The organism is Mesorhizobium sp. CA12, from assembly GCF_020165255.1.
GTDB lineage: Bacteria > Pseudomonadota > Alphaproteobacteria > Rhizobiales > Rhizobiaceae > Mesorhizobium.
In genome coordinates this window covers 16724-28989 of sequence record NZ_JAIUHT010000011.1, presented here as the reverse complement: position 1 = coordinate 28989, position 12266 = coordinate 16724, and the positions used below count along the sequence as shown (strand labels likewise).

The following is a 12266-nucleotide window of genomic DNA, read 5'->3' as shown; positions in this document are numbered from 1 at the left end:
GGTCGCGCCGAGCCATGAAAAGGTTCAACGCGACCGGAAATCCAGGCGATGCGGCCGTTCAGGCTACCTGACGAGCAAGATCCTAGATCGTGTCGGCGCGCTCGCTGGCGATGGCGCGCAGCTTCACTGTCGGATCGCGGCCGAAGGGCACGGCGACGGCGACATGGAGGTCGGCGCGGGTCAGGCCGATATCGGCAAGCTCGGCGTCCGACATGTCGCCCAGGCGATAGAAGGCGCGGCGGTTTTTCCAGGCGACATAGGCGTTGGCGAGAGCATTGAGCACGCGCGTCGCAACGGCCGGACGCGTGGTGATGCGCGGGGTCTCGGAAGCGAGTTCAATCGTGGTCATGTCAGTCTCTCCTTCAGGAGTCGAGCGGACGAAACCGGGCAAACGGCGCCTTGGGAGAAGCGCCGTTCCAGTTTCCATTCATTGACGTGATGCATGTCGTCGTCCCTGAACCGGGAACCGACTTCTGGGCGACATGCACTGCTTTCATGTGAACGATGCCAATTTGCCATCGCGCGATTGATTAATCCAACGAATGTTTTTAATCTCTAGCATCAACATCAATGATAGGTTGGACCGATGAAAGCGCCGCTCGACCTCGATCAGTTGCAAACCTTCATCTCGATCGCCGACACTGGCAGCTTCACCCGCGCGGCCGAGGAGGTGCATCGGACACAGTCGGCAGTGTCGATGCAGATGCGGCGGCTGGAGGAGCGGATCGGCAAGCCGTTGTTCGAAAAGGACGGCCGCACCAACAAGCTGACCGAGGAGGGCGAAAGGCTGCTTGCCTACGCGCGGCGGCTGATCCATCTCAACCGCGAGACTTTGGCCGCCTTCGACGACCAGCGGCTGGAAGGCACGATCCGTATCGGCACGCCGGACGATTATGCCGACCGCTTCCTGCCCGAGATCATGGCGCGCTTCTCGCGCTCCAACCCGCGCGTCGAACTGACGGTCGTCTGCGAGCCGACGCCAGGGCTGGTCGAGCACATCAAGCGCGGCAATCTCGACTTGGCGCTGGTGACGCATAACGATACGCGCGGCCAGTCGGAAGTGGTACGGCGCGAGCCGCTTTTGTGGGTGACGTCCGCCAACCATGCCACTCACGAACAGGAAACCCTGCCGATGGCGTTCGGCCGGCCGAACTGCATCTGGCGGCGCGCGGCGGTCGACGTGCTCGACCGGCAGAACCGCGAGTACCGCGTGCTGTTCTCCAGCTTCTCGGCCACGGTGATCACCGCGGCCGTGCTTTCCGGCCTGGCAGTCTCGGTGCTGCCGGAATGCGCGCTGCGGCCCGGCATGCGCGTGCTCGGCGAGGCCGACGGCTTCGGCCAGTTGCCGGACTGCCGCATCGGCATCATGCGCGGCCAGACCTCGCAACCGGAGATCGTCGACGCTTTGGCCCGCCACATTGCCGAAAGCCTCGACAACATTTCCGTGCCGCTCACCGAGGAGGCGGGCAGCTTCGACTTCGCCGCCCTCGCCTTCGCCAAGATGAAGCGGGTCAAGGCGAACCAGATCATGCCAGGCTGGTAGAGTCAGGCGCGAGCGGCGGAACGTTCCCCGTTGGCAGGTGAAACACCCGGCAGCGCAAGCAATTGGCCGGGCTCCAGCGGTGGCGACAGCATATAGCCCTGCAACTGGCGGCAGCCCATGCCGACCAGCAAGGCCTTTTGGGCATCGGTCTCGACGCCTTCCGCGGTTACCTCGACCTTGAGCGCCTGCGCCAGCTCGATCAGTGTCTTGACGATTGCGCGCGCGCTTTCGTCCTCGTCGAGCAGGTGCACGAAAGAGCGGTCGATCTTCAACTTGTCGATCGCCTGGCGACGCAGATAGCTCAGCGAGGAATAGCCGGTGCCGAAATCGTCGAGCACGATGCAGATGCCGGATTGGCGCAGCGCGGCAATCACCGTGCCGATCGTATCATTGTGCTCGAGCAGCACGCTTTCGGTGGTCTCAAGCTGCAGGCGACAGGGATCGAGCCCGGTTTCGCTCAGGATATCGGCGACCTGTCCGGCAAAGCCGATGTCACGCAGCTGCATCGGCGAGATGTTGACCGCGATCCAGGGCAATTCCGTCCCGGCTGCAAAGCGGCAGGCTTCGCCCAGCGCCCATTTGCCCAAATCGCCGATGAGGCCGCGCTCTTCGGCGATGGCGATGAATTGCGCCGCCGGCAAAGCGCCGTGCACTTCATGGCCCCAGCGGATCAGCGCTTCGGCCCCCAGTATCGCGCGGCCGTCGGCCGCGAAAACCGGCTGATAGGCGAGCTTGATGCCACCTTCGCCCTCAAGCGCCTTGCGGAGTTCCGATTCGACCTTTCGCTTGCGCAACAAGAGATCGTCCATGTCGCCGGCAAACAGCTCGTAACGGCCACGACCGTTCTTCTTGGCCTCGTAAAGCGCGATGTCGGCCTTGCGCAACAGCTCGTCCGCGTCGATGTCCGATCCAGACGACAGCGCGATGCCGACGCTCGCGCTGACGAAGACCTGGTCGTCGATCAGCCGGAACGGCTCACGCAGCTTCAAGAGCAGCCTTTCGGCGATGTCCTCGGCGCTTCCGACGTCGGGAACGTCAAGCAGGATGACGGCGAATTCGTAACCGCCGAGCCGCGCGACGGTATCGACTTCGCGGATCGTATACTTGAGCCGCGCCGCCGTCTGGCGCACGAGCTCGTCACCGGCCGGATGGCCGAGCGTGTCGTTGATATGCTTGAAGCGGTCGAGGTCGAGGTAAAGCAGCGCGACGCGTGTCTTGTCCCTGCTGGCGAACAGCAGCGTGCGCCGCAAGCGGTCCTCGAACAGCGCCCGGTTGGGGAGGCCGGTGAGCGTGTCGTGGAAGGCGAGATATTGCGCCTGGTCCTGGCTGGTCTGCAGCGCCGTCGAGGCCCGACGCAACCTGCTCAACAGGAATACCAGCACGCCGCCCGCCAACAGCAGCGCGATCGCCAAGGCAGGAGCGATCTCGCGCACCAGAGCAAGGCCGGGCCGTAGCTGGTCCCAGCCGATATAGCCGAGGATGACGCCGCGCGAATCGACCAGCGGCACCGCGGCTGGGCCAGCCGGCTGTGACAAAGGCACCAGCCGCGCGCCATCAAGCAGGTACTTTCCGGCGATCTTGCCGATCACCGCGTTATTGATGAATTCGACCGACACATGCAGATATTCGATGCCTTGCGCCTGGCTGATCCTGTCCGAGCTCGGCAGGAGCGGCGCGACGCTGACGATCGCTAGCGCGCCATCGAGGGACACCAGATCCTCGGCCACCATCTTCGCAGGCTGGCCGTACGCATCGGTCTGCGGCGGCCCAGCCAGCATGCGACGCAGTTTTTCGATGGTTGGAAGAAGCGTGGGCTGGTCCTCGCCATAGGCGGAAGCGTCGACCACCTTGCCCTCGCGCATGGCGTGGATCGCATGATTGGCGGCGTCGAGAATATAGACCCGGTTGTGACCATAATAGGTGTACATCCAGACACTGAGATTCTCTTCGATCCAGGTCTGGTTGCCTGCCCTCACATTGATGATCGCGTCATCCCAAACCGAAACGCTTTCCTGCTCCCGCTGAACAGACGCAATCTGGTCCTTCAAACCATCGGCGATGAACATCTTTTGTCGTACGAGCGAGGCATCATCGGCCTGGCTGGCCGCGTAGAAGCCGAAGCCCACGACGATGGCTAAAGCGAAAGTGGCGAGCGTCAGCACGGTCAGCGTGACCTGACGGGTCAACGGGCTGCTGTTTTGGCGTGCGCTCATCAGGTCCCGGCCGGCTCTTTTGGGCCTGTCAAAGCAAATCGGGCTTAAGATCGCGTTATGATATTAGCGCGGTTTCGCCGCGCTTGACGCGGGCCGATAAGCGTTCCCCAATCGCGCAATGAGTGAAACAGCAACCGAATCACGCAGCAACGCCACCGAATATACGGTGAGCGAGATTTCCGGCGCGCTGAAGCGCACTGTCGAGGACGCCTTCGGCAATGTGCGGGTGCGTGGCGAGATTTCCGGCTATCGCGGCCCGCATTCGTCCGGCCACGCTTACTTCGCGTTGAAGGACGACCGCGCGCGGATCGATGCGGTGGTCTGGAAGACCACCATGGCGCGGCTGAAGTTCCGCCCCGAGGAAGGCATGGAGGTGATCGCCAGTGGCAAGCTGACCACCTATCCCGGCAAATCCAACTACCAGATCGTCATCGACAATCTGGAGCCGGCGGGCGCCGGCGCGCTGATGGCGCTGCTCGAAGAGCGCAAGCGCCGGCTGCAGGCCGAAGGCCTGTTCGATGCCGGCCGCAAGCGTCGGCTGCCTTTCATGCCCAAAGTCATCGGCGTCGTCACCTCGCCGACCGGCTCGGTGATCCGCGACATCATCCACCGCATCAAGGACCGGTTTCCGCTTCATGTGCTGGTGTGGCCGGTGAGGGTCCAGGGCGACACGACGGCCAGGGAGGTGACCGCGGCCGTCAACGGCTTCAATGCGCTGACATGGGACGGACCCATCCGCCAACCCGATCTGTTGATCGTGGCACGCGGCGGCGGCAGCCTCGAGGACCTCTGGGGCTTCAACGACGAAGGGCTGGCGCGGGCGGTGGCGGCGTCCGCCATCCCGGTGATCTCGGCCGTCGGCCATGAGACCGATACGACACTGATCGACTTCGTCGCCGACATGCGCGCGCCGACGCCGACGGGCGCGGCCGAGATCGCCGTGCCGGTCAGGGCTGACCTGGAGGCTACCCTGGCCAGCCTTGCCGCGCGGCTCAACGCCTGCGCCTCGCGGCATCTGGAACGCAAGCGCCAGGCGGTGCGTGCGGCGGCGCGCGCGCTCCCCTCGCCCGACCAGTTGCTGGCGCTGCCGCGCCGCCGTTTCGACGATGCGACCAGCCGCCTCGGCCGAGGGCTGACGGTGAACATCGAGCGCAAGCGGGCGACGCTGGAGCGGCAAAGGCTGACACCGGCAACCCTGTCGCGGCGTCTCAATGAAGCGCGCACGCTGACGGGCCGCGATATTGCCCGGGCGCGAGCCGCGTTCTTCGCCATCGTGCGCGAGCGGCGCGCGCGATTCAAACGCACGGCGGCAAGGCTGTCGCCGGCGCCGATCGTGCGGCGCCAGAAGCAACAGGCCGACACGCTGACCGGGCTGGGCCGCAGACAGGACCAGGCATTGGCGCGGCGTCTCGACCGGCTGCGCGCGGCGCTGACCCAGGCCGACCGGCTCTTGTCGACGCTGTCGCACAAGGCCGTGCTGGCGCGGGGCTTCGCGCTAGTCAAGGACGCCGAAGGCGCCGTCATCAAAGGGGTCGCGGAGCTGGCGCCGGGCGCGGCGCTGCAGCTTGAATTCGCGGACGGCACTGCCGATGCCATCGCAACCTCCGGCGGGGCGCGGCCGAAGCTGGCCGCAAAATCGCCCGCCAAGGCCAAGGAGCCGGGCAATCAGGGTTCGTTGTTCTGAGGTTTCCATGCGCGACCACGACCCGCATCTTCGCACGCCATCTGGCAAGCCGCGCCTGCGCTCGTTCGGCATCGCGCTCGACGGCACGCCGGGCCCTTTCAACGCCATCACCGACGTGCCGGGCGTGTCGGTGGGCTACACGACGCTGATTTCAGGCGACGGCCCGCTGCAGGTCGGCACCGGACCGGTGCGCACCGGCGTGACCGCGATCCTGCCAAGGCCGGTTCGGGAACTCGCGACGCCGGTGTTCGCCGGCGTGTTCAGCCAGAACGGCAATGGCGAGCTGACCGGAACGCATATCATCGAGGAAACCGGCGCCTTCAATTTCCCGGTCACCATCACCAACACGCATTCCTGCGGCGTGACCCGCGATGCCACCTTGCGCTGGATGCATCGCGTCTTGCCGGCTGCGCTCGATAGCGGCTGGGGCTTGCCAGTGGCGGCAGAGACCTATGACGGCTTCCTCAACGACATCAACGGCCATCATGTGAGCGTCGACCATGTGACCGCGGCACTCGACAGCGCCAGCGGCGGCGCCATCGAAGAAGGCAGCGTCGGCGGCGGCACCGGCATGATAAGCTTCGGCTTCAAGGCCGGATCCGGCACCGCCTCGCGCATCGTCGGATGGCGGGACCGGCGCTACACGCTTGGTGTCTTCGTGCAGGCGAATTTCGGCAAAAGGCATAATTTCACCATTCGCGGCCGGCGTGTCGGCCCCGAATTGGCCCAGCCGGCCATCCGCGAGGGCACGCCGCGCGCCGAAAAGGGTTCCATCATTGCCGTCATCGCCACCGACGCGCCGTTGCTGCCGCATCAGATGAAGCGGCTCGCCCGGCGCGTGCCGCTCGGCATTGCCGTGACCGGGGGCTATGGCTATCACAGTTCTGGCGATATTTTTCTCGCCTTCTCGACCGCCAATGCCGAGGCCGCGCTGGCGCCTTCAGGCCGCATCGCCCGCGCGGAATTCATCCCGGACGTCGACATCGACCCGTTCTTCGACGCGGTCGTGCAAGGCGTGGAGGAAGCGATCCTCAACGCATTGGTCGCCAATGCGGATATGACGGGGCGCGACGGCAATTTCGTGCCGGCGCTGCCGAAGGAATGGCTGGAGGAAAAATTCGGCTGAGAAACGGCGCCGCCGGCCCGTGGCGGGCCGGGGTTTATTCCGGTTTGTCCGGGTTGACTTCGCTGCTGCCCTCTTCAACGGCTTCCTCGAGGCGCGACGCGATCAATTCCTGGATGTCGCCGACCTCTTCCTGGATGTCCTCCAGCAGAATGCCTGCCTCGGCGGCCTTGGCGCAGCATTCCTTCGCAAGGGTCTCGGCCTGCTTGTCGATCTTGATCGGCAAATGCTGGCATTGGACTTTCTCGCCAATCCATCCGCGCAAGAACTCGATCGCATGTTCACTCATACTGCTTTTTCCCTAGCGGCAAAGCCGGTTGGTCGTCATGAACGTCCGCATCCCTGCAAAGGATGCATGCTCCATTCGAGCCGAGTCGGCCTCGACCGGCAAGACACCTTGTCCGTGGGACAATATATCTCGCCCTAGAGACAAGAGAGCTTGCCCATGGTCCGCGGAGCCGAAGGAATGGAAGGGTTCAAGGTGCACGTTCAGATCATCGAGAGTGATGGTACCGTTGGCTGGGATCGAACCAGCGACCTCCGGATCCACAATCCGGCGCTCTAACCAGCTGAGCTACAACGGCCTGCCTGCCTGAGCTGGATCGAGGTGAAAGCTTCATTCTCCGTGATCCGCTCTGTCGTTCGGCGATGCGTCAAATACGGGCTATCGGATTCTAATTCAAGGGCCTTGATAAGGTAAACGATTGGTTTCCTCATTCGCCTTTCGTCAAGGCAAAAGAAAAGGCCGGCGGGAGGAGGTGCCGGCCTTTTCCTGTTACGAGCCAGCGGGAGGAGGTGCTGGCTGGTCACCCCGAAAACGGAGGGAGGAGGTTCCATTTCCGGGTATCTGGTTGCTCAACCTATCGCACGACTATTTGTCTGACGAAATGCGACGTTTTGATGCATCGCAGGGTTGTGCGCTGAAATCAGGCGGCCTTGACGTCCTTCATCGCCTTCTCGAAGGCGCTCTTGACCGGCTTGGAGACGTCCTCGACCGCCTTGGTGGCAACGGTCTGGAACTCCTTGGCCTGCTCGACGGCCATTTCGACGCGCTTGCGCAGGAAGGAGGTCTGCAGCTCGACGACTTCCGAAAGGGTCTTCGCGCCGACCAGGGCTTCGAGGTGCGAGAAGCTGGCCTCGGCATTGGCGCGCAGCGCGGCGATGGTCTTCAGCGAAACGTCGCTGGAAACGGTCTTGGCGGTCTCGTAGGTCGACTCCAGAACCTTCTGGGTCTCCTCGGCCCCGGTCTTCAGCTTGGCATAGGCTTCCTTCGACTGCTCAACGCCCTTCTCGGCGAAAGCGCGGATCTGGTCGGTGGCCTTGGAAGCATCAAAGCTCGGGAATTCGACGTTTTCGATGGTCTCGGCGGATTTGGCAGTGGTCTTGGACATTTTCCAACCTTTCGCGGCAGCGGCTTTGACAGAAAGCCGTCTCGTTCATGTATGATGGCAATATAAAGGACTTTTTTGTGCATTGCAATATCTTTGCTGCACCGCACCAATACAATCTTTCCCCTGCGTCAGCCACGAGAGCCGTTAACCAAGAGCCCAGAGATTTCGACCGATGCAAGCTTAGGCTTGTGGACCTCCGGGCCGCGGGCTTTTATTAACAAAGCGTTAACTGAAAAATGCCCGCTCCGGAGGGTTGGCCAGCGCATGCCGCCTGAAAACTACTCCTTCCTCGACGTTGCCGTGCTCGACGCGGTGCGCCAGCGCTTTGCCGCGGGCGATGCTTTGGCCATTTTGTCGGTCGACCTCGAACAGGTGATCTGGGCGAACGGTCCGGGGGCGTCGGCCTTCGGCTATCCGGATATCGAGGCCATCATCGGCGCCTCGGCGCGGCTGCCGCTGATCGCCCGCCGGCAGATCATGGCGACCAGCGGTTTTCCCGACATCGGCAGCGACCGCGCCGTCACGGTGAGGCTGGCCACCGGCATGGAAAGCCGTGCCGTCGGCTTTCTGGCCAGCGCAGTGACGATGCCGGACGGCGAGGCGGCAATCATGCTGGCGGTGCCAGCGGCGCAGACCACTTCGCGCAGCGCCGGCGAGATCGCCAGCCGCGCCATCGGCGGCTTTACCGAGGCCGGACATTTCATTGCCTTTGTCGACGCGCAAGGCGGGGTCGAGGCAGCCTCGGACGGCTTTGCGGCGCTCGGCATCGAGCCGCGGACGTTGGCTGCCCTGGTTGCGGATGTGGCAAGCAGCGGCGACCGTATCGTCAAACGCCTCGTGCCGGGCACCGAGACCGCCTACCCTGCCGGTTTTGCGCGGCTCACCGATACGCGGCATCTGCTGGTGGTGATCGACGAGGCGCAGCTCGAGGACTCCGATAGCGGCCAGGACGATCGGGCGGCCGCCGGCCAAGGCGATCGAACCGGCGATCAGGGAATTGCGGCGCCAGAGGCGGTCAGCGCCCCGCCCCAAGGTGAAAGCGCGGCAATCGAGCCCGAGTCTCAGCCTGTCCAGGACAACCCAGTGCCTACCGTGGCGGCTGGCAAAGAGGACAAGCCGGCACCAGAGGCTCCCGACGGCGACGCGCAGCCCGACGCGGAGAGCCGGACCTTGGCCGGCCAGCGGCCTACCCGGACAGACCATCAGGCCGATGCCGCCGGCGCCGGCCAGCACGACCATTGGTATTTCAACGCCGGCGACGATGGCGCCGGGCATGCTCAACCGGCAGCGCCGGCGAAGGACGAGCCGGAAGGTGCCGCCGCAGCCGAAGGCCAAGATGCTGGCGACGCTGCACGCGAGACTACCAAATCAGCCCAGCCGGGCCTGCCGCGCGACATCGACCGGTCGGCGGCCCCATTGCGCTTCGTCTGGCGCACCGACGCCGAAGGTCGGTTCAGCGCGCTGTCGCCCGAATTCGCCGACATCGTCGGCCAGCCTGCCGCCGATGTGATCGGCCGCCGCTTCAAGGATGTCGCCGCCACTTTCGGCCTCGACGCCTCGGGCGAGATCGCCGGCCTGCTCGACCGGCGCGATACCTGGTCCGGCCGCTCGGTACTGTGGCCGGTGGCCGGAACGGGTCTGAAGATCCCCGTTGATCTGGCGGCCCTGCCCGTCTACGGCCGCAGCCGCGCCTTCGAGGGTTTTCGCGGCTTTGGCGTCGCGCGCAGCGCCGACGCCGTGGTCGATCCGGAAGCGCTTGGCATGGCTCTGGTGCCGAATGCCGCTCCTGCCAGGGCCACCTCCGGGGCCGACGCGTCGGGCGATCAGCCGGCAGAGCAGACGCCTCTGGAAAAGCCAAGGCCCGAAGACCCCTTCCGGGGCGAAGTGCCGGCGCTGACCATCGTGCCGAAGCCGGAGCGACGCTTTGCCGACAAGGTGATAAGGCTGGCCGAGCATCGCCAGCCGGCCAACGACAAGCAACCGGGAAGCGACACGCCGGCAAATCACAAGGGCCTGTCGATCCTCGAGCGCAGCGCCTTCCGCGAGATCGGCGAGCGGCTGCGCAAGGACAGTTCCGCCCCTGCCGAGGAACGCGCCCCCGAAGCCGACAAGCGGCCCGATGCCGCTGTTGCCAGCGAGGACGCGGCAACGGTGAAGGAAGCGGCCAGCGAAACAAGGGCCGACGCAAGCCAGCCGCTTCCACCCGATGCGGCGGAGCACGACGATTCCGCCCAGGTCGCGACCTTGTCCTCGCCCTCGGAAGCCGACGACGCGAAGGCCGCGGAAGCGGAGACCGAGGCGGAAGACCAGGAAGATCTGGCGCGGCTCGACGGCATCGATGGCGCCGCCGAGGTAGGCGACGCAGGCCTGGCCGAGACCTCGGCTGTTTCCGGCTCGCTGCTCAACTTTGCCGATGGCGAGAAACCCACGGAAGACGCCGGCGTCGCGCCGGTTTCCCAGAACGAGCAAGCAGAGGGCGCCCGGGAGGACGCCGAACCTGCTGCCGCGAAGCCGCAGCGGCCCGTCGAAGAACCTGCGGCGCAGCCGGTCGCGGCCGGGCAGCCCGCCTCCGATGCGACGGCCGACGACAGCATGACCGCCGACGACTTCCGCGATGCGCAGGACAATGAGGACTGGGCAGGCTCCGATGCAGATGCCGCCAAGACCGCGGAAGAACAGCCGGAAGAACCGGACGCGACAGCCGCGACGCGGCGACGCCTCGACGTGCCGCCGCTTAAACTTTCCGGTTTTGTGCCGTCCGCGTTTTCGACCGGAGAGGAAGCCAAGGCACCCGACACATCCATCCTCGCACGGCTGCCGGTGCCGCTGCTCATCCATTCGGGCGACATGCTGCATTATGCCAATGACGCCTTCCTCGAGCTCACCGGCTATGATGCGCTGGACGACCTCGCGGATGCAGGCGGCCTGGGCGCGCTCTTCGCCGATTCCTATGCCGAGGACACCGCGACGGATGAAAGCGACCACTCGCTGAAGCTCAAGACCCGCCAGGGCATGGAATTCCCGATCGACGCGCTGCTGCGCTCGGTGCGGTGGCGCGGCGGCAAGGCGCTGATGCTGGTGGTGCGGCGTTCCGGCGAGGACGATGCGGCGCATTTCACCGCCGCGAATGACGAGCCGGCGCTGCAGCCGGACGTGCCGGAACTGAAATCGCGCATCGCGGAGATGCGCACCATCATCGACACAGCCACCGACGGCGTCGTGCTGATCGGCCGTGACGGCAACATCCGCTCGATCAGCCGTCCGGCGGAAGCGCTGTTTGGTTTCGACAGCGACGAGGTCGCGGGCAAGCCCTTTGCCTCGCTGTTTGCCATAGAAAGCCAGCGCGCGGCGCGCGACTATCTGGCCGGGCTTTCGGAGCCGGGTGTCGCGAGCGTGCTCAATGACGGCCGCGAGGTCATCGGCCGCGAGGCGCAGGGGCGTTTCATCCCGCTGTTCATGACCATCGGCAGGCTGCCCAACGACAGCGGCTTCTGCGCCGTCGTGCGCGACATCACGCAATGGAAGCGGGCCGAGGAAGACCTGACGCAGGCACGCGCAGTGGCCGAGCGCGCCTCCTCGCAGAAGACGGATTTCCTGGCCCGCATCAGCCACGAGATCCGCACTCCGCTCAATGCCATCATCGGCTTTTCCGAACTGATGGTAGACGAGAAATTCGGTCCGATCACCAACGACCGCTATCGCGACTACCTGCGCGACATCAACCGCTCGGGCAACCATGTGCTCGACCTCGTCAACGACCTGCTCGACATCTCCAAGATCGAGGCAGGCCAGCAGGAGATGGATTACGAGGCGGTGTCGCTCAACGACACGCTGGCCGAGACGGTGGCGATGATGCAGCCGCAGGCCAATCGCGAACGGGTCATCATCCGCTCCAGCTTCGCCTCGCGGCTGCCGGAAGTGGTGGCGGATCTGAGAAGCGTACGCCAGATCGCCCTCAACATCCTGTCCAACGCCATTCGCTACACCCAGGCCGGCGGCCAGGTGATCGTCTCGACCGCCTACGAAGCCTCGGGCGACGTCGTCATGCGCGTGCGCGACACCGGCATCGGCATGACCCAGGCCGAGATCGAGCAGGCGCTGAAACCGTTCAAGCAGATCAATGCGCTGAAGCGCGGACGCGGCGACGGCACCGGCCTCGGCCTGCCCCTCACCAAGGCCATGGTGGAGGCGAACCGCGCCCGCTTCGCCATCACCTCGACGCCAGGCGAAGGAACCCTAGTCGAGGTCGGCTTCCCCTCCACGCGCGTGCTCGCCGAATAACATTGCACGCGACAGCGACGGCCAAAGAAAA

The 12266-nt window shown here is 65.0% G+C and carries 8 protein-coding genes and 1 tRNA gene; 4 read left to right on the top strand and 5 right to left on the bottom strand.

All coding sequences use genetic code 11. The features are described 5' to 3' along the window. Positions 1 to 82: 82 nt before the first annotated feature. Positions 83 to 349 (bottom strand): DUF1127 domain-containing protein, encoded by a 267-nt coding sequence (locus tag LB520_RS18715; RefSeq protein ID WP_224605854.1) that lies wholly within the window; start codon positions 347 to 349, stop codon positions 83 to 85. 237 nt (positions 350 to 586) lie between these two features. On the opposite strand from LB520_RS18715, the gene LB520_RS18710 reads away from it, so the two are divergent. Continuing rightward, entirely contained in the window at positions 587 to 1543 is a 957-nt protein-coding gene (locus LB520_RS18710; RefSeq protein ID WP_224638438.1) for a LysR substrate-binding domain-containing protein, read from the top strand. Positions 1544 to 1545: 2 nt separating this feature from the next. Here LB520_RS18710 and LB520_RS18705 read toward each other — a convergent pair whose 3' ends face one another. After that, positions 1546 to 3756 carry an EAL domain-containing protein gene (locus LB520_RS18705; protein ID WP_224638437.1) on the bottom strand — a complete coding sequence of 737 codons (2211 nt, stop codon included), beginning with the start codon at positions 3754 to 3756 and terminating at the stop codon, positions 1546 to 1548. Between the two features lie 118 nt (positions 3757 to 3874). Between LB520_RS18705 and xseA the strand changes: the two genes are divergently transcribed. Together xseA and LB520_RS18695 are read left to right on the top strand one after the other, a co-directional pair. Next, positions 3875 to 5440, top strand: coding sequence for an exodeoxyribonuclease VII large subunit (xseA, locus tag LB520_RS18700; protein WP_224638436.1), 1566 nt, complete (start codon positions 3875 to 3877; stop codon positions 5438 to 5440). 7 nt (positions 5441 to 5447) lie between these two features. Further along, positions 5448 to 6566 (top strand): P1 family peptidase, encoded by a 1119-nt coding sequence (locus LB520_RS18695; protein WP_224638435.1) that lies wholly within the window; start codon positions 5448 to 5450, stop codon positions 6564 to 6566. Between the two features lie 34 nt (positions 6567 to 6600). Here the strand turns inward: LB520_RS18695 and LB520_RS18690 are convergent, their stop codons facing one another. The 3 genes from LB520_RS18690 to LB520_RS18680 all read right to left on the bottom strand — a co-directional run bounded on the left by LB520_RS18690 (position 6601) and on the right by LB520_RS18680 (position 7954). Then, positions 6601 to 6852, bottom strand: coding sequence for a DUF768 domain-containing protein (locus tag LB520_RS18690; RefSeq protein WP_095769952.1), 252 nt, complete (start codon positions 6850 to 6852; stop codon positions 6601 to 6603). A gap of 218 nt (positions 6853 to 7070) precedes the next feature. Then, positions 7071 to 7147: transfer RNA gene (locus LB520_RS18685), tRNA-His, on the bottom strand. A gap of 342 nt (positions 7148 to 7489) precedes the next feature. Next, positions 7490 to 7954 (bottom strand): phasin, encoded by a 465-nt coding sequence (locus LB520_RS18680; protein ID WP_095769951.1) that lies wholly within the window; start codon positions 7952 to 7954, stop codon positions 7490 to 7492. Between the two features lie 264 nt (positions 7955 to 8218). On the opposite strand from LB520_RS18680, the gene LB520_RS18675 reads away from it, so the two are divergent. After that, positions 8219 to 12235, top strand: coding sequence for a PAS domain S-box protein (locus tag LB520_RS18675; RefSeq protein WP_224638434.1), 4017 nt, complete (start codon positions 8219 to 8221; stop codon positions 12233 to 12235). Positions 12236 to 12266 lie beyond the last annotated feature (31 nt).